The 23466-nt window shown below is 60.4% G+C and carries 24 protein-coding genes; 16 read left to right on the top strand and 8 right to left on the bottom strand.

What is annotated here, in order from left to right:
* Positions 1-7: 7 nt before the first annotated feature.
* From NAP1_RS04715 to NAP1_RS04700, 4 genes are read left to right on the top strand one after another with little or no spacing between them, the layout of a single operon-like run.
* Positions 8-682 (top strand): hypothetical protein, encoded by a 675-nt coding sequence (locus tag NAP1_RS04715; protein ID WP_007164093.1) that lies wholly within the window; start codon positions 8-10, stop codon positions 680-682.
* A gap of 16 nt (positions 683-698) precedes the next feature.
* Positions 699-2942 carry a phosphoribosylformylglycinamidine synthase subunit PurL gene (gene purL / locus NAP1_RS04710; RefSeq protein ID WP_007164092.1) on the top strand — a complete coding sequence of 748 codons (2244 nt, stop codon included), beginning with the start codon at positions 699-701 and terminating at the stop codon, positions 2940-2942.
* The gene (locus NAP1_RS04705) at positions 2927-3268 is read left to right on the top strand and encodes a DUF6122 family protein (protein WP_007164091.1); all 342 of its coding nucleotides are present in this window, start codon (positions 2927-2929) and stop codon (positions 3266-3268) included. Before purL ends, NAP1_RS04705 begins: the two co-directional genes overlap by 16 nt.
* Positions 3268-4518, top strand: coding sequence for a TCR/Tet family MFS transporter (locus NAP1_RS04700; protein ID WP_007164090.1), 1251 nt, complete (start codon positions 3268-3270; stop codon positions 4516-4518). Before NAP1_RS04705 ends, NAP1_RS04700 begins: the two co-directional genes overlap by 1 nt.
* On the opposite strand, the gene NAP1_RS04695 is transcribed toward NAP1_RS04700, so the two are convergent.
* Positions 4515-5306 (bottom strand): Coq4 family protein, encoded by a 792-nt coding sequence (locus NAP1_RS04695; RefSeq protein ID WP_007164089.1) that lies wholly within the window; start codon positions 5304-5306, stop codon positions 4515-4517. The genes NAP1_RS04700 and NAP1_RS04695 overlap by 4 nt on opposite strands.
* A gap of 86 nt (positions 5307-5392) precedes the next feature.
* On the opposite strand from NAP1_RS04695, the gene NAP1_RS04690 reads away from it, so the two are divergent.
* Positions 5393-6079, top strand: a complete 687-nt coding sequence (locus tag NAP1_RS04690; protein WP_007164088.1) for a nitroreductase family protein — start codon at positions 5393-5395, stop codon at positions 6077-6079.
* 32 nt (positions 6080-6111) lie between these two features.
* Here NAP1_RS04690 and NAP1_RS04685 read toward each other — a convergent pair whose 3' ends face one another.
* From NAP1_RS04685 to serB, 3 genes are all read right to left on the bottom strand, one after another.
* The gene (locus tag NAP1_RS04685) at positions 6112-6936 is read right to left on the bottom strand and encodes a Coq4 family protein (RefSeq protein WP_007164087.1); all 825 of its coding nucleotides are present in this window, start codon (positions 6934-6936) and stop codon (positions 6112-6114) included.
* Positions 6937-7076: 140 nt separating this feature from the next.
* Positions 7077-8954 carry an acyltransferase family protein gene (locus tag NAP1_RS04680; protein WP_007164086.1) on the bottom strand — a complete coding sequence of 626 codons (1878 nt, stop codon included), beginning with the start codon at positions 8952-8954 and terminating at the stop codon, positions 7077-7079.
* Positions 8951-9877: a phosphoserine phosphatase SerB gene (gene serB / locus NAP1_RS04675; RefSeq protein ID WP_083776328.1), complete on the bottom strand. Its 927-nt coding sequence runs from the start codon at positions 9875-9877 to the stop codon at positions 8951-8953. Before serB ends, NAP1_RS04680 begins: the two co-directional genes overlap by 4 nt.
* Here serB and miaA point away from each other — a divergent pair.
* From miaA to NAP1_RS04640, 7 genes are all read left to right on the top strand, one after another.
* A complete protein-coding gene (gene miaA / locus NAP1_RS04670) occupies positions 9870-10829 on the top strand; it encodes a tRNA (adenosine(37)-N6)-dimethylallyltransferase MiaA (protein WP_007164084.1) in 960 nt (319 codons plus the stop codon). The genes serB and miaA overlap by 8 nt on opposite strands.
* Before the next feature lie 284 nt (positions 10830-11113).
* Positions 11114-12838, top strand: coding sequence for a biosynthetic-type acetolactate synthase large subunit (gene ilvB, locus NAP1_RS04665; protein WP_007164083.1), 1725 nt, complete (start codon positions 11114-11116; stop codon positions 12836-12838).
* Positions 12839-12851: 13 nt separating this feature from the next.
* Positions 12852-13367: an acetolactate synthase small subunit gene (gene ilvN, locus NAP1_RS04660; RefSeq protein WP_007164082.1), complete on the top strand. Its 516-nt coding sequence runs from the start codon at positions 12852-12854 to the stop codon at positions 13365-13367.
* A gap of 58 nt (positions 13368-13425) precedes the next feature.
* Positions 13426-14445 (top strand): ketol-acid reductoisomerase, encoded by a 1020-nt coding sequence (ilvC, locus tag NAP1_RS04655; protein WP_007164081.1) that lies wholly within the window; start codon positions 13426-13428, stop codon positions 14443-14445.
* A gap of 41 nt (positions 14446-14486) precedes the next feature.
* Entirely contained in the window at positions 14487-14837 is a 351-nt protein-coding gene (locus tag NAP1_RS04650; protein WP_007164080.1) for a DUF2200 domain-containing protein, read from the top strand.
* A 46-nt stretch (positions 14838-14883) separates the two neighbouring features.
* The gene (locus NAP1_RS04645) at positions 14884-15480 is read left to right on the top strand and encodes a DUF4329 domain-containing protein (RefSeq protein WP_007164079.1); all 597 of its coding nucleotides are present in this window, start codon (positions 14884-14886) and stop codon (positions 15478-15480) included.
* 43 nt (positions 15481-15523) lie between these two features.
* Positions 15524-15925: a hypothetical protein gene (locus tag NAP1_RS04640; RefSeq protein WP_007164078.1), complete on the top strand. Its 402-nt coding sequence runs from the start codon at positions 15524-15526 to the stop codon at positions 15923-15925.
* A 216-nt stretch (positions 15926-16141) separates the two neighbouring features.
* On the opposite strand, the gene NAP1_RS16430 is transcribed toward NAP1_RS04640, so the two are convergent.
* A complete protein-coding gene (locus NAP1_RS16430; RefSeq protein ID WP_007164077.1) occupies positions 16142-16573 on the bottom strand; it encodes a hypothetical protein in 432 nt (143 codons plus the stop codon).
* Between the two features lie 116 nt (positions 16574-16689).
* A complete protein-coding gene (locus tag NAP1_RS04630) occupies positions 16690-17169 on the bottom strand; it encodes a YHS domain-containing (seleno)protein (RefSeq protein WP_007164076.1) in 480 nt (159 codons plus the stop codon).
* A gap of 286 nt (positions 17170-17455) precedes the next feature.
* Between NAP1_RS04630 and NAP1_RS04625 the strand changes: the two genes are divergently transcribed.
* Together NAP1_RS04625 and NAP1_RS04620 are read left to right on the top strand one after the other, a co-directional pair.
* The gene (locus NAP1_RS04625) at positions 17456-18613 is read left to right on the top strand and encodes an alpha-hydroxy acid oxidase (RefSeq protein ID WP_007164075.1); all 1158 of its coding nucleotides are present in this window, start codon (positions 17456-17458) and stop codon (positions 18611-18613) included.
* 58 nt (positions 18614-18671) lie between these two features.
* A complete protein-coding gene (locus NAP1_RS04620; protein WP_007164074.1) occupies positions 18672-19103 on the top strand; it encodes a hypothetical protein in 432 nt (143 codons plus the stop codon).
* A gap of 106 nt (positions 19104-19209) precedes the next feature.
* On the opposite strand, the gene NAP1_RS04615 is transcribed toward NAP1_RS04620, so the two are convergent.
* The gene (locus NAP1_RS04615; RefSeq protein WP_007164073.1) at positions 19210-19770 is read right to left on the bottom strand and encodes a YHS domain-containing (seleno)protein; all 561 of its coding nucleotides are present in this window, start codon (positions 19768-19770) and stop codon (positions 19210-19212) included.
* A 334-nt stretch (positions 19771-20104) separates the two neighbouring features.
* Between NAP1_RS04615 and leuA the strand changes: the two genes are divergently transcribed.
* A complete protein-coding gene (gene leuA, locus NAP1_RS04610; protein ID WP_007164072.1) occupies positions 20105-21781 on the top strand; it encodes a 2-isopropylmalate synthase in 1677 nt (558 codons plus the stop codon).
* A gap of 8 nt (positions 21782-21789) precedes the next feature.
* On the opposite strand, the gene NAP1_RS04605 is transcribed toward leuA, so the two are convergent.
* A complete protein-coding gene (locus NAP1_RS04605) occupies positions 21790-21981 on the bottom strand; it encodes a hypothetical protein (RefSeq protein WP_007164071.1) in 192 nt (63 codons plus the stop codon).
* Between the two features lie 403 nt (positions 21982-22384).
* On the opposite strand from NAP1_RS04605, the gene NAP1_RS04600 reads away from it, so the two are divergent.
* On the top strand, positions 22385-23431 hold the full coding sequence (locus NAP1_RS04600; protein ID WP_007164070.1) for an amidohydrolase: 1047 nt from the start codon (positions 22385-22387) through the stop codon (positions 23429-23431).
* The last annotated feature ends 35 nt before the right edge of the window (positions 23432-23466 follow it).

Here is a 23466-nt window from a genome sequence, read left to right as displayed (position 1 = left end):
TTTTCCAATGTTCATCGGGCATTTCGCACCGGCTTTCATTGCCGCAGCAGCCTATTCTCGTGGGCCAAAGCTGGGCACATATTTCGTGGCCGCACAGCTTGTTGACTGGGCTTTTTTCACGCTTGCGATTGTCGGGGTGGAGAAAATGCGAGTCGATCCCACGGCCACCGCCATGGTTCCGCTTGACCTGTACTATTACCCATTCACACACAGTTTGGCGGGGACCGGCGCCTGGGCGCTCGGCTTTGCGCTCATTGTCGCGATTTGGCACCGAAGCGCGGTCGGGGGATTGCTCGCCGGACTGGTCGTCGCGTCGCACTGGGCGCTCGATTGGCTTGTCCACGCGCCTGACCTGACAATTGCCGGCGGTGATAAGGCCTATGGTCTTGGCCTGTGGAATTTCCCCGAGGTCGCAATACCGCTTGAGATCGGGATCACGCTTGCCGCCTTCTTCTACTATTGCAGCAAATCGCGTGGCCCGGTGGCGCAACCGATCCTGTTGATACTGGTGATGCTGGCGATGCAGATGGTGAACTGGTTTGGACCTCATCCGGAACAAGCAGGATTGTTCTTCTATCTTCAGGCGCTCACCGCCTTTGCGGTGATCACCGGTTTCGCGGTCTGGGTGGGGGAGAATCGATATTTCATGCAGAGAGGTGGCTTGGCTGCGGCGGGGCTCTAGCCTATGCGCCCCAGACATGACCGACATCACTCCTGAAATCGTCGAACAGCACGGCCTGTCACCCGAAGAATACGAACGCGTGCTTTCAGGCCTCGGCCGCGAACCCAACCTTGTCGAGCTCGGCATTTTCTCGGTCATGTGGTCCGAGCATTGCTCCTACAAAAGCTCGCGCCTGCACCTGAAGAAACTGCCGACCGAGGCGGATTGGGTCATCTGCGGTCCGGGTGAGAATGCGGGCGTTATCGACATTGGCGATGGTCAGGCAGCGATCTTCAAAATGGAGAGCCATAACCACCCCTCGTATATCGAACCGTACCAGGGCGCGGCGACCGGAGTTGGCGGAATCCTGCGCGATGTCTTCACGATGGGCGCGCGGCCGGTTGCGAACATGAACGCGCTGCGCTTTGGCCGTCCCGATCACCCCAAGATGAAGCACCTTGTCCAGGGCGTCGTCGCCGGGATTGGCGGATACGGCAATTGCGTGGGCGTGCCGACCGTCGGCGGGGAGACGAATTTCCACCCGGCGTATGACGGCAACATCCTTGTGAACGCGATGACCGTCGGGATCGCGGATTCGGACAAGATTTTCTATTCCGCCGCGACCGGTGTCGGGAACCCGATTGTCTATGTCGGCTCGAAAACCGGGCGCGACGGCATCCACGGTGCGACAATGGCGAGCGCGGATTTCGAGGAAGACGCCGAGGCCAAGCGCCCCACCGTACAGGTGGGCGATCCCTTTACCGAGAAACTTCTGATCGAGGCCTGCCTCGAGCTGATGGCGACCGATGCAATCGTCGCGATCCAGGACATGGGCGCGGCGGGCCTCACCTCCTCGAGCGTCGAAATGGCGACCAATGGCAAGGCGGGCATCCGGCTCGACATGAACAAGGTGCCATGCCGCGAAGAGGGCATGACGCCTTATGAGATGATGCTGTCGGAGAGCCAGGAGCGGATGCTCATGGTCCTGAAGCCCGGCAAGGAGGCGATGGCCGCCGCGATCTTCGAAAAGTGGGAGCTCGATTTCGCAGTCATCGGCGAGGTCACCGATACGCAGCATATGGTGCTCGAATGGAACGGCGAGGTTGTGTGCGACATCCCGCTTGGCCCTCTTGCTGCTGATGCGCCCGAGTATGACCGCCCTTACTTATCGAAGGAAGAGTATGCCGAGTGGGCGCAGATCGCGCCGATGCAGGATGTGCCCGATACCAACGATCCCGGAGCGGACCTGCTCAAGATGCTCGCTAGCCCCAATCTGTCCTCGCGCAGCTGGATTGCCGAGCAATATGACAGCCAGGTCATGGCCGACACGATCCAGACCGGCGGCGATGCAAGCGTCGTGCGTGTCCACGGCACCGAAAAGGCAATCGCGATCAGCACCGATTGCACGCCGCGCTATGTCTTTGCCGACCCCTATGAGGGCGGGAAGCAGGCGATCGCCGAAGCCTATCGCAATCTTTGCTCTGTCGGTGCGCGCCCGCTCGCCGTCACCAACTGTCTCAACTTTGCCAACCCGCAGCGGCCCGAAATCATGAGCCAGTTCGTCCATGCTCTCGAAGGCATGGGCGATGCCTGCCGCACGCTCGATTTCCCGATCGTGTCGGGCAATGTGAGCCTCTACAACGAGAGCAAAGCGACAGGCGGCGGCTCGGCGATCCTTCCCACTCCCGCGATTGGCGGCGTGGGTATACTCGAAGATGCATCGAAGATGGCAACGTCCGCCTTCAAGAGCGAAGGCGACGCGATCTACCTGCTTGCACCTGAATTCTGGGCAAAGCCCGATCCGACCCGCTCGCATCTCGGCAAATCGATGTGGCTCGATGTGGTGAAAGGCCGCGATGAGGGCCGCGCGCCGCCGGTCAATCTCGCAGCCGAGTATGGCGCCGGACAGATCGTGCGCAAACTGATCGGCGCTGGCCTGCTATCCGCAGTTCATGACCTTTCTGATGGCGGCCTTGCCGTGGCGCTTGCCGAAATGGCGCTTGCCGGTGACCTTGGTGCTGACCTCGTCGATGGCTACGAAGGCTATACCGCTGCGCAGTGGTGGTTCGGAGAGGATCAGGCTCGCTATGTCCTGACCGTCTCTCCAGAAAACGCCGATGCCTTCAATCGCATGGTCGCCGAAGGGCCAGACATTCCCGAAGCTGAAATGGTGGGTTTCCACCGGATCGGCACGGTCGGCGGCGACCGCTTGCTCAGCGTCAGCGTCGCTGACCTTCGCGCCGCGCATCTGAGCTTCTTCGCCAAGTGGATGGAAGCATAGAGCTACTCCAGCCCGCGCTGCATTATGGCGGGCACTTCCTTGCCCCGTTTCTGATCGCCGCCGTGATATGGCGTGTCGAGTGGAAACGGGCGGTCCTTGTGATGGTCGCGGCGAACCTGATCGACCTCGACCATTTGCTCGCCGATCCGATTTTCGATCCGGGACGCTGCTCGGTCGGCTTTCACCTGCTCCACGGCTGGGAAGCGGCGCTCGCATATGCGTTGATGCTTCTGATCCCCAAGTGGTGGACGCGCGCGTTCGGGCTTGGGGCGCTGTGGCACCTTTGTGTTGACGCGGGCGACTGTTTGGCGATGACTGCGCTTTGATGAGCGAGCATGCCGCCCAACCTCATGCAAACACGACGACTTTGTTCTTCGTCGCACTGATCGTGTTCATCGACATGGTTGGGATCGGGCTGATTGTGCCGGTGCTTCCGGGCTTGCTTGAGGAAGTGACGGGCGAGACGCTCGACCAGACGGCGCAGATCGGCGGGTGGCTTCTGTTCGCCTACGCCGTCATGCAGTTCACCTTCGCACCCATCATCGGAGGTCTATCAGACCGCTTCGGGCGGCGCCCCGTGCTGCTGTTCACGCTCTTCATGCTCGGCGTCGATTACGCGATCATGGCGTGGGCTCCGACCCTGTTCTGGCTGTTCGTGGGGCGAATCCTGTCGGGCATTATGGGGGCAAGCTGGGCCGCAGCAAACTCTGCCATCGCCGACGTTGCGGAGCCGGAAGAGCGCGGCAAGTTCTTCGGGATCATGGGCGCGGCAGGCGCTGCCGGATTCGTCATCGGGCCCGGTATCGGTGGGTTGCTCGGATCGATTGACGTGCGATTACCATTCATCGCGGCTTCCTTGCTCGCCATTGGTGGCGCGATCGCCGGATATTGGCTGCTGAAGGAAACGCTGCCCTCAGGTCGCCGCCGTGGCTTCTCGATCACGCGTGCCAATCCGCTCGGTACTCTGATCCAGATGGCACGCCATCCGGTCGTATTCGGCTTTCTGACGGTAATATTCTTCATGCAGATGGCCGCGCAATCGCACCAATCCGTGTGGGCCTATCACACCGAGCTGGTCTTTGGCTGGAGCACGCTCCAGATCGGCCTTAGCGTTGCGCTGTACGGCGTCATGGTGGCTGTCACTCAAGGCGGCCTCACGGGAATGATAATCGCGCGGATCGGCGCAGCGCGAACTGTCCTGATCGGCTTCATCATTTCGCTTCCCGCAAACCTGATGTTCGCATTCGCGCCTGCTGGCTATTTCATGATTATCGGCATCGTCATTGGCAGCCTCGGCGCTATGGCATTTCCGGCGATCCAGCAGATGATGAGCGAGCGGATCGCCGACGACGCCCAAGGCGAATTGCAGGGCGCGGTTGCGAGCACGATGAGCATAACCAGCATCATCGGCCCGCTGATCATGACGCGCGCATTCGGCACGTTCGCTGATTCTGAAGGGCTCTATTTCCCGGGCGCGCCGTATCTGCTGGCTGCGCTCTTCGGAGCGACCGCGCTTGGGATCGCTGCCTGGAACATATCTCGGATCAAGGCAGCGCCGGACCCTGCGGAAACCTAGGCCGCTTTGGCGCTTCCCAGCGTGAGCTCAGCCGTGACATTGCCCTCGGCTTCGAGGATACGAAGGCATTCGCGGTAGATTTCGGGTTTCCCGATCCCGAGCCGCGTCCGCGCTTCACCGATGTCCTCGCGCATGACTGCCTCGACATCCATATGTGCGAGCTTCTTCGCGGCGCGCCCAAGCCGCTGGCCTTCACGCACCGCCGCATAGAGCGGTGCCTTGGTGCCAGAGACTTTCTTGATCTGACGCGCGCCTGCAAAAGCAATGAACTGCACGCCGCGATTGTGGTTCTGCGCGTAGGAAAAACCAAGAAGGCACGCCTCTCCCAGCGCATCGCGGCCATAGCCGGTCAGGACGTGGAACAAATCATGCGTGTCGCGAAGGCGGTCGAAGTACCACTGCGTAAGGTCTTGCGGCAGTCTCTCAGGCGGCGCCCATTTGTGGCTCTCTGCGACGAGGCCCGCTGCAGTAAGGCCCTCGCGCTTCATGAATGCCATGTAGTGCTTGCCCACCGAGTTCTCGGGCAGGTCCGCCCAGCGGTCGTGGTCGTCGAGCATGGAGGGAATATCGACTTCGGTTTTGAGGAAGTGCTGGCCTTCTGGCGACTGGACGAAGTCCCACGCCTGGCGGACGCTCTTCTTGCCCTTGGTCGCCTCGATAATGTGGAATACCTGTTCGGTGTCCTCCTTGTCCTCGACCAGTTTGCCGAAGTGATAGAGCACCTTGCGCGGCTGAAACCCGGTAAGCTCGCGGGTGTCGGCAACGAGGGGACGATCGATCAGGGCCATTTGAACTTCCTCCTGAAATGCAACTTACATTTATGTCAGTTAAAAGTCCACTTCCATCGAGGCGCGGAAACGGGAATAGGGATTCCATGAGAAAGCACGACACAGTCCCCTATACGCTGGAAGCCCTGCCCGATGACGAAAGCGTTTCCCGCGCACGGGCATTGCGCGACCGGCTGAAAGAGCGCCGCACCTGTCGATATTTCTCCGAAGAGCCCGTTCCGCGCGAGGCAATCGAAGCGGCGATCGAAGCGGCGGGAACGGCTCCTAACGGTGCAAACCACCAGCCCTGGCATTTCGCCGTCGTATCCTCGCCGGAAAAGAAGCGCGCGATCCGCGAAGCTGCCGAAGCTGAGGAACGACGGTTTTATGGTGTTGATGGCGATGATCCCAAGGCGAGCGATGAGTGGCTTGGCGCGCTTAAGGACCTAGGCACCGACGAGGACAAACCCTTTCTCGAAACCGCGCCCTACCTGATCGTCGTCTTCGCCCAACGAAAGGGCGGAATCGAGGAAGACGGCAAGACGCAGAATTACTACGTCAACGAGAGCGTTGGTATTGCCTGCGGCATGCTGATTGCAACGTTGCATGAGGCGGGGCTCGCGACGCTCACGCACACGCCCTCGCCCATGGGTTTCCTGCGCGAAGCGTGCGAGCGGCCAGAGTGGGAGAAGCCGCTGATGATTGTGGTGGTGGGCCGCCCGACCGAAGATGCGACCGTGCCCGCGCATGCGCTAAAGAAAAAGCCGCTGAGCCAGATTGCAAGCTGGCTCTAGCGGATGTTTCTCTGCCTGCGCCCTTACGCGGATCAGGCGGAAGCGAGTTCCTGCGGCGTGTTCGCGCTGGCGAGCAGGTTGTAAGGGTCGATGCCCTCTTCGCGCCAGATGCGGTGGCATTCGCGATATTGCGTCGGCTCTGGAATGTTCAGCGCCTTGCGAACACTTTCAACCGGTTGCTTGAGCAGTTCGCGGATAGGCTGCTCAATCAGGCGCGGTGCTCCGCGTCCGGTGGCCTTGGCCTGACGCACGGCGCCCATCACCGGGGCCTTTGAACCCCAAACCATCTTCTTGATGTTCGCAGCGCCTGCATAACCGATCAGCAGGTGCCCCTGTGTCGGCGACTGGCCGTGCGTGAACAGCAGAACGCACTGCTCGCCAAGCGCATCGCGACCGTAGCCGGTGAGCACGTGAAAGAGGTCATGCGTGTCGCGCGAGCGGTCGCCGAACCACTGAACAAGATCGTCGTATTTCGGTCGACCGAGCTTATCTGCTTCGGCAACGAGACCCGCAGCGGTAAGCCCTTCGGCTTCCATAAAATCGCAGTAAGCGTGAGCGAGCGAACCCTTCGGCGTTTTGCGAAGCTCTGCGTGGTTATCAAGGATCTCCGGCAAGCTTGGTTCGGTTTCGCGCAGATACTCGCCATGCTGCGACAGCGTCAGCTTCTGAACGCGCGGCATGAAGTGCTTCGAAGGAAGCGATTCATAGATCTTGAAGACAAGGCTCGTATCTTCCTTGTCCTTCATCAGAAGGCGAAAATTCTTGATCGCGCGCGGCAGCGAATAGCGCGGCGCAGGACGGTTTGGGTCGCGCAGGACGGTGCCGTCGGCGGCGAACTGGTCGGAATAGTCGGTCATGGCGTCTTGCCTTCTCGCGTGCTCGGTGCGGGGATTTAGCGATCGAGGATTCGCTAGCACCTGTTACTTACATTTGTGTAAATAGCAGAATTAGGTTCTGAATCAAGACCCATACTCACCCGCCCCACCGCATCAGACCCTCACCTCGCAGCGCGGACCAACGCAGGGTGCTCAATCTGCCGCGCAAAAACTGAACTTGCTTCGGTCGTAAAGTGGCTGTTGTCGACAACGAGCGGAACTCCGCGGGGCGTGAAATAGGCGCAATCGGCCGGACACTGCATTGAGTAGATAGAGACATATTCGACGCCCAAATCGTATGCGACTGCACTCATTTCCGCGTCCAATTCGGCGCGCTCCGCGAGCAGCATCCGATCGGCAACTTGCGCTTGCTCGCCGCGCTCATGCGACAAAGTCAGAAGACGCGGGACAAACTGCGACCACTCAGCAACGGGACCAACAAGAAGAACGGCCCTGCCCTCTTGCACAAGCTGATCGAGCGTCGCTGCGAGCGCCGGCAGGTCGTTCTGCTCCCAACGGCCGGCAAGTACGATCAAGTCTGAGCCGTGTTCGGCCGCGTATTGGGAGAACGCCTTGGTCATGAGCGCGCCGCAAAATGGGTAAGGCCCGCTCTCTTGCTCCATTACGGGGCGGCACCCAGCGGCAGTGACTTGGCTGACTGCGCTTCCCGGAAAGCTCGCGACAAGTCCCGGTGCGAGATGCGCTGCGTGACTGTCGCCCATCAGAAGGACGCGTGGCTTGGCTTCGCTTGCCGCTAGACAGGCCGCTTCATCGAAACTCTGGCTTCGATGGTGAATGAAGCATTCGCCCGAGCGAAACACGTCATCGAGCGGATACCCCATGTAAGAAGCCAGCTCCTGCCCGCGCTCCGAAAGCCGCTGCGGCCAACCAGAAGAGAACGATAAGGTGAGCGCGATCGCGACCAGACCGGCTGTGACTGCCGCGCTTCCTCGCAAGGTCACTGCCTTTCCAACTCCGCCCTTGCGAAACGGTTCTTCGACATACTTCCAGCTCAAAACGGCCAGAACCACCGAAATGCCCGCCGCGATCAGTTGAAGTACCAGGTCAAGTTCGCTTGCCGGAATGCCTAGGAGGAGCAGGACGATCACGGGCCAGTGCCACAGATACAGGGAGTAAGAGATCCGCCCAATGAAACGGACCGGCGCCAATTCCAGCATCCTCCTCACCAACGTGTCCCCGCCCGAACCCGCTGCAATGATAGCCGCCGCCCCGAGACACGGTATCGCCGCCCGCCAACCGGGAAATGGCGTGTCGACATGAAATGCGAGTGCAGCATAAGCGATGCAAGCCATTCCCAGGACGCCGAGCACCTCCCTCACCCAGCGCAAATGCACCAGCGGCAGTGGCGCGACCGCGATCATTATCCCGAGAATGAATTCCCAAAGCCGCGCTGGCAGCATGTAAAAACTTGCCGCCGGATACAGCAGCGACGCAGCCGCCGACGCAAACGCCAATGCGACGAGACCACCCAGCACACCCACACGCCCGAAGCGGATCAGGCCAAGGATGATCAACGGCAGGATCAGGTAAAACTGCCCCTCAACCCCCAGGGTCCACATGTGGAGCAGCACTTCATGCTCGCTCTCCGCATATGCGCCGCGGTGGAGCCAGAAATGGAAGTTGGCGAGGAACAGCGCCGAAAACCCCAGGCTCCACGCATAGCCTTCGAGCTCGCTGGGCAGGAGCAGCGCACAAGCCGCGATGGTCACGGTTGCGAGCACCACGAGCATGACCGGCACAATCCTGCGCACGCGGCGCGTCAGGTAAGCGCCAAGGCTGAACTCACCTGACCCAATCTCGCGAAAGACTATGCCGCCAATCAGAAAGCCTGAGATGACGAAGAAAATGTCGACCCCGATGAAACCGCCGCTGACAGTCTCGAAGCCTAGATGGAAGAGCAGCACAGCCCCAACCGCAACCGCACGCAGCCCTTCGATGTCAGGGCGATAGTCGCTGCGGTGTGGAGCAGCCGAGATCAATCCTCGACCCAATCCTTACGGTCGATGCCAAGGAGCGAAAGGATCGCGGTTAGGTCTTCGCTGTCGACCCGTCCGTTCGCGGCGGAGCGCGCCTTCGGCTTGGCGCGATAGGCGAAGCCGTAATGCGCCGCCTCCAGCATCGGAATGTCGTTCGCCCCGTCGCCGCTTGCGAGGATCGTTGCTCCAACCGGGAGGTGCTCAGCCTCTTGCCTAAGCGCCGCAAGCTTGGTGCTCGCATCCGAGATTGGCCCGGCGAGCTTTCCGGTCAACTTGCCGTCCGCGACCTCAAGGCGGTTGCCGACCACGCGGTCGAAGCCGAGCCATTCAGCCACACGGTCGCCGAAATGGTGGAACCCGCCCGTCACCAGAACGCAGCGACAGCCCAGCGACTTAAGCGTCGAAACAAGTGTTTTGGCTCCGGGTGTGGGCGCAATCCGTTCGGCAAGGCAGCGATCGATCGCGCTCTCATCGAGCCCCTGAAGCAATGCTACCCGTTCGCGGAGGGCACTTTCGAAGTCCAGCTCACCTTGCATCGCACGTTCGGTAATCGCTGCGATCTGCGGCTTTATCCCGGCGTAGTCGGCAAGTTCATCGATGCATTCCTGCCCGATCATGGTGGAATCCATGTCCGAGATAAACAGGCTCGGGACCATGATGCGTTCATCGCTGTACAGAAAGTCTGTGGGCGCGAAATGCGTCTTGATTATCTTGTGAGCGAGGCCAGCATCATCGAACGGGAACTGCATCTCCAGAACGGTTGGTGAAATCGGCAACTTTACGAGAGAGTCGGGCCGCAACTGAGCCGGCGCTATCGCTCTACCGATCGCGTGGATGCGACCGACGCCCTTCGGCAAGGCGCTGTCCATTTCATCACGCTGTGTTTCCCATTTCGATTGGTCTGCTATCAGACGCGCGATGAGCACCAAGAAATCTCCAAGCAGCACCGCTGACGCGCGGCCTCTCGCGCTCATTGCAGGGCCAACCGCGAGCGGCAAGAGCGCGAATGCGCTGGACCTTGCCCAAAAGCTGGAAAAGTCAGGCCGGACCGGCGTCATCATCAATGCCGACAGCATGCAGGTCTACGCTGACATCCCGATCCTTTCCGCCGCCCCAAGCGAGGAAGAGCGCGAGGTGTGCGAGCATCGTCTTTACGGCGCATGGGATGGCGCAGACGCCTGTTCAGCAGCTGACTGGGCCGCGCGCGCCAAGGCCGAGATTGAGAAATGTCACGCAAACGACCTCGTCCCGATCCTCGTCGGCGGAACCGGCATGTATCTGAAGGTTTTGCTCGAGGGCATCGCGCCGATCCCCGAAATCGAGCCAGAGGTTCGCGAGGTTGTGCGCGCAATGGAGACGCAGACTGCCTACGCCGCGCTGCAGATCGAAGATCCCGTACGCGCCGCTGAGCTCGAGCCGGGTGACAGCCAGCGGATTGCGCGGGCGCTTGAAGTGAAGCGGTCAACCGGGGTGACCCTCGGCGATTGGCAGCAGGCCAAGACCGGAGGGATCGGTGACGAAGTCGCGCTCACCGCCATTGTAATGATGCCAGAGCGCCAGTGGGTCTATGATCGCTGCGATGCTCGCTTTGCCGCAATGGTCGAAGGCGGCGCGGTAGAGGAGGTCGAAGCGCTTCTCGCTCGCGACCTCTCTCCTGAACTGCCTGTCATGCGCGCCATCGGCGTTCCGGAGATTGCCGCATTGATCCGCGGCGAGGCTACCAAAGATGAGGCCATCGAGGCAGGCGCACAATCGACCCGGCAATACGCCAAGCGCCAGTTCACCTGGCTCCGCAATCAGTGCCCGGAAGATTGGAAGCGGATCGAGTCTCAAAATATCGACGTAGAAGCACTTTTCGCAGGATTATTTCAAACTTAACTGTTGACGCGATATATTCGAACCTATAGCGACGCTTCCCAAGAGAGCCCTTTGAGCCGCGAAAGGCATCTCACTTGGGTTTGTCACAAAAAACCGCTACCCGGCGTAGCGCACAACATTTTTAAGGTTTCGGTCATGCTTATTGTCATTCTTGTAGGGGTAACGGGCTGACCGGGAATTTGTGAACACGAATATCCTGACCGGCCCGATGCGAATATCCGCCTCGGGCCGTTTTCATTTCTAGGAGAGTTAAAGTGGCGCAGCGCTCAGGAGCCGCCTTGTTGATGGAATGCCTGGTCGATCAGGGGGTCGAATTCGTCTTCGGCTATCCCGGCGGCGCAGTGCTGCCCATTTACGACGAGCTTTTTGGTGATGAGCGCATCCGTCACATCCTCGTGCGCCATGAAGCGGGCGCAGGGCATGCCGCAGAGGGCTATGCACGCGCAACCGGTAAGCCAGGCGTCGTGCTGGTCACGAGCGGCCCGGGCGCGACCAATGCGGTCACGGCGATTGCCGATGCCTACATGGATTCGATCCCCATGGTTGTCATCACTGGACAAGTTCCCACTGCCCTGATCGGGACAGACGCGTTTCAGGAAGCGGACACGGTCGGCATCACCCGCCACTGCACCAAGCACAATTATCTCATCAAAGACCCCGCCGATCTTGTTGCCACGGTCGAGGAAGCTTTTCGCATCGCCACCACGGGCCGCCCCGGCCCTGTCGTTGTCGACATCCCAAAAGACGTTCAGATTGCGGTGCCATCGCAAAGCAGCGCGTATGTCGCGCCCGGCTCGCACCGATATGCTCCGCAGATGGTTGCTCCAGCCGAACAAATTGCGGAGGCTATCGAGCTGATCGAAAACGCTCAGGCGCCGATCCTCTACACCGGCGGCGGTGTTATCAATTCAGGGCCGGAAGCAAGCGAATTGCTGCGCAAATTGCAGGACCTGACCAACGCTCCGATCACCTCGACGTTGATGGGGCTTGGCGCATTCCCGAACACGCATCCCGACTGGCTCGGCATGCTGGGAATGCACGGAACTTACGAAGCCAACATGGCAATGAACAAGTGCGACGTAATGATCTGCGTCGGTGCGCGGTTTGACGACCGGGTCACCGGCAGGCTCGACGCATTTTCGCCTGACAGCAAGAAGATCCACATCGACATCGACCGCAGCTCGATCAACAAGACGGTTCCCGTCGACATCGGGATCGTCGGCGACTGCGCGACCGTGCTCGGCCAATTGGTTGAAGCATGGGGCACACGCAAACCGCAAGATCTCGGCGAATGGAAAGCCCGGATCGCAGGCTGGCGCGCTCGCGAATGTCTCGCCTACCCACAGCGTTCGAAGAAGAACCCCGAAGCAATCATGCCGCAAAAGGCGGTCGAGCGGCTCTATGCGCTGACCAAGGACAGAAAGCCCATTGTTTCGACCGAAGTCGGCCAGCACCAGATGTGGGCTGCGCAATATTTCGGTTTCGATGAACCCAACAAGTGGCTCACCAGCGGCGGGCTCGGCACCATGGGCTACGGCATGCCAGCGGCCATCGGTGCGCAACTGGGTTGCCCAGATGCGTTGGTGATCGACATTGCCGGAGAAGCTTCGATCCAGATGAATATTCAGGAGCTTGGCACGGCGTCGCAATACCGCCTGCCGATCAAGGTCTTCATCCTTAACAACGAATATATGGGTATGGTCCGTCAGTGGCAGGAACTGACCTATGAAAGCCGTTATTCGAACTCCTACAGCGACAGCCTGCCCGATTTCGTCGCTCTCGCAGAAGCCTATGGCTGGAAAGGCATCCGCATCACCGAAGAAGCGGGCCTCGATGCAGGCATCAAGGCGATGATCGACCACGACGGCCCGGTGATCGTCGATTGCTGTGTAGCCAAGGATGCCAATTGCCTTCCGATGATCCCGTCGGGGGCTGCGCATACCGACATGCTGCTATATGGCGACAGCGTCGATGGGACCATGGACGACGAAGCAAAGGCCCTGGTTTAGGAGTGGGGGACTGATGAAAATCCAGAGCGCCGAAAGCGAGCGGCACGTCTTGACCGTTACGGTCGATAACGAGCCGGGTATCCTTGCGAAGATCACAGGCCTGTTCACCGCACGCGGCTATAATATCGACAGCCTGACCGTCGCCGACATCACCGAGGACCACGCGGTCAGCCGCATCACGATCGTGACCAACGGCCCGCCTGCAGTGATCGACCAGATCGAAGCGCAGCTTGAGCGATTGGTGCCCGTCCACAAGGTCACCGACCTGACGACGGCCGGCCCGCACGTCGAACGCGAACTCGCTCTCATCAAGGTTGCGGGCAAAGGCGACGCGCGAGTGGAGGCACTGCGCATTGCGGAGCTTTTCCGAGCCAATGTCGTCGACACGACCACGCACAGCTTCGTCTTCGAACTCACTGGAGCGCCCGACAAGATCAACAGCTTCATCAGCCTAATGCGCGAGCTTGGCCTCGTCAGCGTGGGCCGCTCGGGCGTGGTCGGGATGATGCGCGGGGCCGAAGAGGTCTGAGCGCCCTTCCCCGCCAAAACAGTTTCAACTCATTCACGAATAATCAGAGGGAACCTTCATGAAAGTCTACTACGACGCCGATGCCGATCTTGGCCTCATCAAATCCAAGAAGATCGCCGTGCTCGGCTATGGCTCGCAGGGCCACGCTCACGCCCAGAACCTGCGCGACAGCGGTGTCGCCGAAGTGGCAATTGCCCTTCGCGAAGGCTCGGCCACAGCAAAGAAGGCGCAAGATGCAGGCTTCAAGGTGCTTTCCAATACCGAGGCTGCCAAGTGGGCCGATATCGTGATGATCCTCGCACCCGATGAGCATCAGGCAGCAATCTGGGAAAATGATCTCGCCGGCCACATGAAGCCGGGCAGCGCGATTGCCTTTGCCCACGGCCTCAACATTCACTTCGGCCTTATCGAAGCACCGCAGGATATCGACGTCATCATGATCGCGCCCAAAGGTCCGGGGCACACTGTGCGTAGCGAATACCAGCGCGGCGGCGGCGTCCCTTGCCTGATTGCTGTTCATCAGGACGCGAGCGGCAGCGCCAAGGAAATCGCCCTCGCCTACGCATCAGGCGTCGGAGGCGGCCGCTCGGGCATCATCGAGACCAACTTCCGCGAGGAATGCGAGACCGATCTGTTCGGTGAGCAGGCCGTGCTTTGCGGCGGGATCACGCACCTGATTCAGGCCGGTTTCGAAACCCTGACCGAAGCCGGTTACGCGCCCGAAATGGCCTATTTCGAGTGCCTCCACGAAACCAAGCTGATCGTCGATCTTCTCTACGAAGGCGGCATTGCGAACATGCGCTATTCCATCTCGAACACGGCGGAATATGGCGACATCACCACCGGCCCGCGCATCATCACCGATGAGACGAAGGCCGAGATGAAGCGCGTGCTCGACGACATCCAATCGGGCCGCTTCGTGAAGAACTTCGTGCTCGACAATCGCGCAGGCCAGCCCGAACTCAAGGCAGCCCGCAAGCGCGCCGAAGCTCACCCGATTGAGAAGACCGGCGCAGAACTGCGCGCAATGATGCCATGGATCAGTGCCAACAAGCTGGTCGACAAGTCGAAAAACTAGGGCCAAACCGGGCGGGCGACGATTGCAAAGGAGCCCGCCCGATGGCCGACCATCCTGTATTCTCGATGGCTTTCTCGAAAATCTACCCGATGTACGTTCAGAAGGCGGAGAAGAAGGGGCGCTCGAAGGAGGAAGTCGACGAGGTGCTGCGCTGGGTCACCGGCTATTCACAGGACCAGCTCGAAAGCCAAGTCGCGCGCGATATCGATTGCCGCGGCTTCATCGAGCAAGCACCGCTCAATCCCGATCGCGAGCTGATCAAGGGCGTGGTCTGCGGCGTCAGGGTCGAGGAAGTCGAGGACCCTTTGATGCGCGAGTTACGCTATCTCGACAAGGTCGTCGACGAGCTCGCACGCGGCAAGAAAATGGAGAAGATCCTCCGCACGCCTTGAGAATGCTCGACAACCGGCAAGACGCGGCGCTACGCATCGCGCTTCCATGAACTCGTCCATCACCCGTATTATCTACGCCATCTGCGCGCTCGCTTTCGTGGTTATCGTTGCGCGCGCCTACATGAATGTGAAAGGCACAGACGGGCTGGTTGCGAGCATCCCCCAAGCGCAAGTGCAAGCTTTTGCGAAGGGGCAGCTCAATGCGCTCCAGCCTCAAAGCTTTGCTGGCGACATCGAGCTTTGCGGGATCGTTTTCGAAACGCGCGACGGAGAGCTTGGCGCAACGAATTCGCGACCCGGTGAGCAGGCAAGCTGCAACATCGCCTATTTCGACGAACCCGGCATGGTTCCGGTCGCCAGCTTCCACACGCATGGCAAACATTCGGAAGCCTATGACGGCGAAGTCCCCTCAACCATCGACATCCGCAGCGATGTCGCCAGCGGAATGGACGGATATGTCGCGACACCCGGTGGGCGGTTGTGGCATATCGACCATGACACGGCGACCGCTCGCATGGTTTGCGGCGAAGGATGCCTCACGCAGGATCCTTCTTATGTGCCCTGCCCGGGTGACATGATCGCAAACACCTATACACTCGCCCAATTGGAGGAGCGGTTTTCGTTTGCTCGATCAGAGTGCTGATCTGGAACTTTGCTCTATCTCAGGAATTGCTAGGAAAATGACTATGAAAACCCCTACCCTTATCGCCCTCGCCGCGCTCCCGCTTTCTCTTGCAGCTTGCGGAGAGGCAACCAGTGCCGACGCCGATCCGATGCCCGATGCGCCGGTTGACGTTGCCGCGGTAGAACGGTCCCTCCCCGAACCCGAAGTGACTGCTGAAGAAGTGGGTGAGGTCGACAGCGCCTGCCGCGCCAATCTGGCGCAGCCGTTTGTGGGTCAGACGCTGAACCTTGAAAGCCGCACCGCTCTGCTTGACGCGGTCGAGCCGCAAGCGATCGTGCGTTTCATCGAGCCAGGTGAGGAGGTTGATATCGAGGAAGAGGCCGAGGCAGGCTCTACCAATGCAGACCGTCTCAATATCCGCGCCGATGCGGATAGCACCATCACCGAAGTTTTCTGCGGCTGATTGTTCTGAGAATAAAAGCGACGCAGCGCCGATTTGAGGCTCTAGCGTTCGCAGGAGGAAACGCCCGCGCGACTTTCACAGTCCCGCGGGCGTTTTCTGTTTGCGGTCGGGCCCGTTCCTCTGGCCTTCACGCGATGCCTGTTGGCGCTTTGTCAAAAAGGGTGTGACCGAGGCATTAGGAGGAACGTCCCCCGGCCACACCCAAGCGCGCACCCGTCAGGCAGCGGGCGCACAACCTTCAGCTTCGCATGCGCTCGCATCGCAAGCCGATGCGGCACAGGCCGATGCTACACATGCGCTGGCATCGCAGGCGCTGGCGTCACATGCAGCGGCGCAAGCCGGCGCGTCACATGCGGCTGCACATGCCGAAGCGACACAGGCGGACGCATCACATGCTGCAGCGCATGCATTGGCGGCGCATGCTGCTGCTGCACATGCAGCTTCGCGAGCAGCCTTGCGCTCTGCGCGGGCCACGCGACGCTCCTCGCGAGCGGCGCGGCGTTCAGCAGCGCTCGAATAGCTGCCACTGCTCGATGAAAAACCGCTCGGGCCGCATGGCGCATCGGCCATCGCCGGAGCGCCTGCCGTTGCTGCGGCAAGACCGCCGGCAACCATCAGCATCTTTGCGAAACTTGTTGTCTTGCTCATCTTGGATTTCCTCTCAGATATTCGTCACGTTGTGTTCTGGGGGCGGCACCCGGCCTGTGGGTCAATGGGATAAGACAGGCCGGGCACCACGGGGGGGCTTCGGGGCTAGCAGGGGGTTACTGGCCGAAGCGCTTTCCATCGGGGATCGCGGCCCATGCAGGGTCGGATTTCGCGATGAAACCGTCGATATCGCCGAGCCACGTCTGCTGAACTTGCTCATTGAAGTTGAGGTACAGCTTGCCGTCGACGATCTTGTAAAGCGTCGGGTCGCCCGGTGCGAGCGAGCCGCGGCTCATCGCCCAGGCGCAGTGGCCGCCATATTGCGGTGCGTAGGCGTCAGGGTCGGCAGCGAAGATGTCGGCATTGGCCTGGCTCGAGAAATGAAATTCGGCGCCGTTATGCTCGACCATGAAGCGCGAGCTGCCGACTACGGGGACGCCGTCGCCCTGGAAGTAGCTGACGGTGTCATAGCCGCTGAGGGCTACGTTTTCGCCGGTTACGCCGACAAACACGCCGCCATCGGCGAATGCGGGTGCAACCGCAGCAACCGGCGCGACAAGCGCGGCTGCGGCGATCATGAGATATTTGCGATACATCGGGGGTTCTCCTGAAGGGAATTCTGTTCGTGCGCGGCCAACAAGATGCCGGGAGCCGGGAGGGGTCGTCAGGGGCAAGCCAGCTAGGGGGAACTGGCATTTGGTCCGGCTGGGCAACCTCATTGGCCGCGCACATCTGTTCATTCGCGCGGCCACCCGGATTGGTGACACCTGCCGCACAAAAAATTCGAAAAAGATTTGGAAGACCGCATCATTCAGCCTGCTCTCGACACCGGGCCTGCAATGGCTAAGACGCTAGGCGAGGCTGGAACAGAACGGGGCGCACATGCGGCTTAGCGATTGCCACAATATCGATGACTTTCGGAAACTGGCGAAAGCTCGGCTACCCTTCCCCGTGTTCGACTACATCGACGGCGCGGCGGATGACGAGCTGACCAAAGCGCGCAACACGGCCAGCTACGACGCGGTCGATCTCGTCCCCGACGTGCTCGCCGGGGTCGCGGAGATCGACACGTCGTGCACCATCCTTGGCCGAAAGAGTGCCTTGCCGCTGATGCTTTCGCCAACCGCGGTCCAGCGCGCATTTCACTGGCAGGGCGAAACGGCGGTCGCGAAAGCGGCGGAAAAGCACAGTCTCTGGTTCGGTATCTCCAGCCTCGCGACGCGCAGTATCGAGGAAATCGCCGCGCTAACTTCTGGGCCCAAAATGTTTCAGCTCTACGTCCACAAGGACAAGGGGCTGAACACCCACATGATCGAACGCTGCCAGGCGGCAAAGTTCGATGCGATGGCTTTGACGGTCGACACAATCGTCTCGGGCAAGCGCGAGCGGTGTCTGAGAAGCGGTTTCACCACCCCTCCCCGCTTCACGCCCGCGAGCGTTTGGAGCTATGCGACGCGCCCTCGCTGGACATTGGACTACCTGTTCCGAGAAAAATTCCGCCTCCCCAACCTCGACACGCATGTGAGCGAAGGGTCGAGCGAGGCGGTCAGTATCGCGGAATATTTCAACACGATGCTCGACACCTCGATGGACTGGTCAACCGCCGCCGCGATCCGGGAGCAATGGGGTGGGACATTCGTGCTGAAAGGCGTGATGAGCGCGGGCGATGCGCGCCGCGCGGTCGAGATCGGGGCTGATGCGATCATGATCTCGAACCACGGCGGCAGGCAACTGGACGGCAGCCGCGCGCCTTTCGACCAGCTGCCCGAGATCGTCGATGCGGTCGGAGGCGAGATCGAAATCATCTGTGACGGCGGCGTCAGGCGCGGCACCCATGTCCTGAAAACGATGTGCAGCGGGGCGACCGCGGCTTCGGGTGGCAGGCTCTACCTCTACGCGCTCGCTGCTGCGGGGGAGGAAGGCGTCATGCGCGCGCTCGACATTCTCAAGGACGAGATTGAGCGCGGGATGCGGCTGATGGGTGTCACCAGCGTCGATCAGCTGACGCAGGAACGATTGCGCGCGCGTTCGCTGTCATGATGTTGTAAAAGAAGAAGCGCCTTAGCGCTGCCACGGATTTTCACTCGAGAGACACGCAATGAACAAGCTCTCTGCCATGATCGCCCTTCCCGCCCTGCTCGCGCTTGCCGCTTGTGGAGAGCCCGAAGCCGACACCTCGAACAGCGCCGATGATTTCGCTGCGCGCATCAATGGAGGCAAGCCAAGCGGTGAGGCGACCGTGGCACCCACTGTCGCCGCTCCGCTCGAAGGCGCTGCGCAGGGAGCCTATTCGCCCGGCACCGCAACCGACCCTCAAAGCGCAACCTGCGGAGCAAACGCGATGGGCCCCTTCATCGGAGAGCCCGCCGACGATGCCACGCGTGCACAGATCATGACCGTGGCTGCGGGCGCAAGCGAAGTGCGCTTCATTCCGGCAGGGAGCCCCTATGTCCGGCCTGATCCGAGCAATCCGCGCCTCAACCTGATGCTCGACAATCTCGGAGTGATCCGCGACGCTCGGTGTGGTTGATCGCGGCGGCTATCGCGACGGAATTTTTGACGTAATCACTACATGAAAAACCCCGCCACTCATGCGAGTAGCGGGGTCTCTCTCCAGCCCGAGAGGGCTTTATCTCTTACGAGTCCTGATAGTGTTCATCAGGCGAGTGGGTCGGATAATTCACGTCCGCGCTCTCGATGAAGCCGGGAATGTCGGCCTGCCAGCGGCCCTGAACATCTTCGTTGAAGTTCAGGTAAAGCGTGCCATCGACAATCTCGTAGACGTTAGGGTCACCCGGTGCGAGCGCATCGTTGGCACCCAGCGCCCATGCGCAGTAGCCGCCATAGGCCGGGGCAAACTTCGCCGGATCTTCGATGAAGGTGTTGGCGTTCTCTTCGTTTGCGAAGCGATAGTCATATCCTTCGTAACGAACGGTGATGTCTTCGGCACCTTCGACGGGGACGCCGTCGCCGGTGAAGTAGCTGACCACGTCGTAACCGGAAACGGCAAGCGTATCGCCCTTGGTTTCGCGATAGACGGGGCCGGTGGGATCGCCGCCGAGATCGGCGTAGAGGCCGGTTTCAGCGCTGGCTTCGGTTGCAGCGACAGTTTCGCCTTCGGTGGCGGGAGCTTCCGCAGCACCGCCGCAAGCGGCAGTGGTAGCAAGCAGGGCGAGTGCAAAAAGTGACTTTTTCATTGGGGTATCCTCCTACGGGGTAATTCAAAAACTCGTGTCAGCCAGCTGCCTGTTTGCCGGTGACATGGTGCTATTCGCCTCGCGCCCCCTGGAAGTTACAAAGAATTTTCGAGCCAAGCGAAATTAGACGCAAACTGGAGCATCTCGCCGCTTGCAAGGCGGCTCAAGATCGGCAACACAGTGTGTATGACATTCGGCAACGCGGCCCTTCTCCTACGACTTACGCGCCCCTGGGCGCGATAGGGCCGGCGCGCGCAAGACGTAAGCGTGCGGCCCAGCGCTTCAGGGGCCAGCACCAGCCTTACGATCCGAGACGAGAGCCGAAGCCAATCCCATGTTGAAAAATCCCGCGAACAAGTACCGCCCTTTCACGCCAATCAACCTGCCCGACCGCCAATGGCCCTCGCGCGTTATTGAAGGCCCGCCGCGCTGGCTCTCGACCGATCTTCGCGACGGGAACCAGTCGATCATCGACCCGATGGACGGGGTGAAGAAAGCGCGCTTTTTCGATCTGCTCGTCGAGATCGGAGTGAAGGAAATCGAAGTCGGCTTTCCCAGTGCCGGCGCGACCGAATTCACCTTCATCAAACATCTGGTGGAATCGGGCACGATCCCCGACGACGTGATTGTGCAGGTGCTTACTCAAAGCCGCGAAGACCTTATACGCACAAGTTTCGAGAGCCTCGAAGGCGCGCGAGCAGCCATCGTTCACCTCTACAACGCGGTCAGCCCCGCCTGGCGCGATATCGTCTTCCGTATGTCGAAAGACGAGGTGCGCGAGATCGCGAAGCAGGGCGCCAAGGTCATGCGCGACGAAGCCGCTAAGCGGCCAGACACTGACTGGCATTTCCAATATTCGCCCGAAACATTCTCTACTGCCGAGATCGATTTCAGCATCGAGGTTTGCGAGGCGGTGATGCAGGTGCTCGCGCCGACGCCCGAACATCCGATCATCCTCAACCTGCCCGCCACGGTCGAGGCGTCGACGCCCAATATCTACGCCGACCAGATCGAGTATTTCTGCCGCAATCTCCCGAACCGCGACAGCGCGGTGATCTCGCTTCACACGCATAACGATCGCGGAACCGGTGTGGCTGCGGCCGAGCTAGGCCTTATGGCAGGCGCGGACCGTGTCGAAGGCTGTCTGTTCGGAAATGGAGAGCGCACGGGCAATTGCTGCCTCGTGACGATGGCGCTCAACATGTACACGCAGGGCGTCGATCCGGGGCTCGACTTCTCCGACATCGACCGCGTGATCGAGACGGTTGAGTACTGCAACGACCTGCCGGTCCACCAGCGCCATCCCTATGGCGGCGAGCTGGTCTACACCGCCTTCTCCGGCAGTCACCAGGACGCGATCAAGAAGGGCTTCGAAGCCCATGACCAGCAAAATGATGAGCTTTGGCGCGTTCCCTACCTGCCGATCGATCCGGCTGATCTCGGGCGCGATTACGAGGCCGTCATCCGTGTCAACTCGCAGAGCGGCAAAGGCGGCTTTGCGTGGGTGCTCGAACAGCGCGAGGGTCTGAAATTGCCCAAGGCCATGCAGCGCGATTTTTCCAAGCATGTCCAGCGCCTCGCCGATGAAAGCTCACGCGAGCTCAACGCCGAGGACATCTGGCAGGCATTCAAAGGCGCCTACCACGTGCAGACGCCAGACAAGCACTTCCAACTGGTCGATTACAATGAAACCCGTGCCAGCGACGGAACGCGGGTATTCAGCGGAAAGATCGCGGTCGAAGGACGCGAGCAAAGCGTGTCGGGCCGCGGCAAGGGTCTGATCTCCAGCGTCATGGCGACCATTCGCGACGTATTCGGCGTGGAGCTCGAAGTGGTGGACTACACCCAGCAATCGCTGGGCAGCGGCACCGATGCAAATGCGGCGACATATCTGGAATGTGTCGATCCGGACGGACGGACCGTCTGGGGCTGCGGCATCGACGAGGACGTTGCCACCGCAAGCGTCCGCGCCGTGCTCAGTGCTGCTAAATCAGCTGTTTCCGTCGACTAAGGACGCTCTCAGCGCTCCGATTTCGAACCGGCCACCGCACGCAACACCGGAGTGTGCGGAGTGATCGACTGCACGTATTCCACGTGTTCGATGGCGTGCGACAGGTAATCTGTCGCAATGCCCAGCTTCAATCGCGCTGCTTCCAGCTCACATTTGCGAAGATCTTCGCGCAGTCGCCGCAACTCATCATGCTTGCTCATACCTCAACCCTTTTTCTGGTTTTTTGGCGACCCTACTTACCGTTAGGTAAGGAGCAATGAATGCAATTCGCTGCCCAATGTCAAGGCTATCACAATTTTTGAGATTGCCGCATCTTTTTGAGCTGACATGCGATTTTTTCACACAATTTCCGCGTGTAAGCGAGCATCTGGCTAGATTGAGACACGGCTGGCTGGGCTAGCACGCGACCGTTTCCTACTCTTGGCCGACGCGCTACACATCGGTCATGAATGCCATGCGCGATGTGATTTTCTGCCCAAGCGAAGCAAGCAAAGGGAGCCAGGGGAGTTTTCGCCCTGGACCGTGTAACATGCGGTCCACTTCTCAAGTAAGTGACTGTAATTCAAAGACCTCCCAATCCCAGATCAGGAGACATCTGACGCAATGACCGAAGCGATCCTTGAACCCAATCTGCCGATCATCGACCCCCACCATCACCTGTGGGATTTGCGGCCCATGCTCCCGATGTTCCCAGAGCCGCATCATCGCTTCATCGAGACGCTCGTGCCAGTCGCCCACTACACCTTCGACCAGTTCAATGAGGAGGTGGCGTCGAGCGGTCACAATGTAATCGCAACCGTCTTCATGGAGTGCGGCGCGTTCTACAACGGCGCCTATGGAGAGGCGAAAAAGGTCGTGGGCGAAGTCGAATATGTGAACGGCGTCGCCGCCCAAAGCGCAAGCGGGCTCTATGGCCCTGCAAAGCTATGCGCCGGAATCGTCGGGCACGCTGACCTGATGCTTGGCGAGGAAGCTGGCGAGGTGCTCGATGCATTGCAGGCCGCAGCACCGGGTAGGTTCCGCGGTATCCGCCATGCAGGCGCCTGGGATGCCGACCCCGAAGTGCTCGGCCCTCCATTCGCTCACCCACCTGAGCGCTATCTGGATACAGGCTTCCGCAAGGGCTTCGCGGAACTTGGCAAGCGCGGCCTTAGCTTCGATGCATGGATACTCGAGCCACAAATCCCCGATGTGATCGACCTCGCTCGGGCCTTTCCGGAGACCCCGATCTGTCTCGATCATTGCGGCACCCCTCTCGGCATGGCGAGCTATACCGGAAAGCTTGAGGAGCGCTTCGGCATCTGGCGCGACAACATCATCGAGCTTGGCAAATGCGAAAACGTGATGGTCAAGCTGGGCGGCCTCGCCATGCACAATTGCGCCTTGCCCGCAGAAGGCCCAGCAGCGGGGATCGGCTCCGAAGAGCTTGCTCGCCTCTGGAAGCCCTACATCGAGACCTGCATCGAGGCGTTCGGCACCAAGCGAGCGATGTTCGAAAGCAACTATCCCGTCGACCGCTGGGGCGCGACCTATCCCGTTCTGTGGAACAGCTTCAAGCGGATCACCGCCGATGCGAGCGCAGATGAGAAGGCTGACCTCTACGCGGGGAACGCCGCACGCTTCTACCGCATCGAAGAGGTGCTTGCGTAGTTGCAAATCGCAACCTACCGCGTGGACAAAGCTTC

The organism is Erythrobacter sp. NAP1 (assembly GCF_000152865.1).
Lineage (GTDB): Bacteria > Pseudomonadota > Alphaproteobacteria > Sphingomonadales > Sphingomonadaceae > Erythrobacter.
The sequence above is the reverse complement of the archived record's forward strand: the minus strand, read 5'-3'. Positions and strand labels throughout refer to the sequence as shown.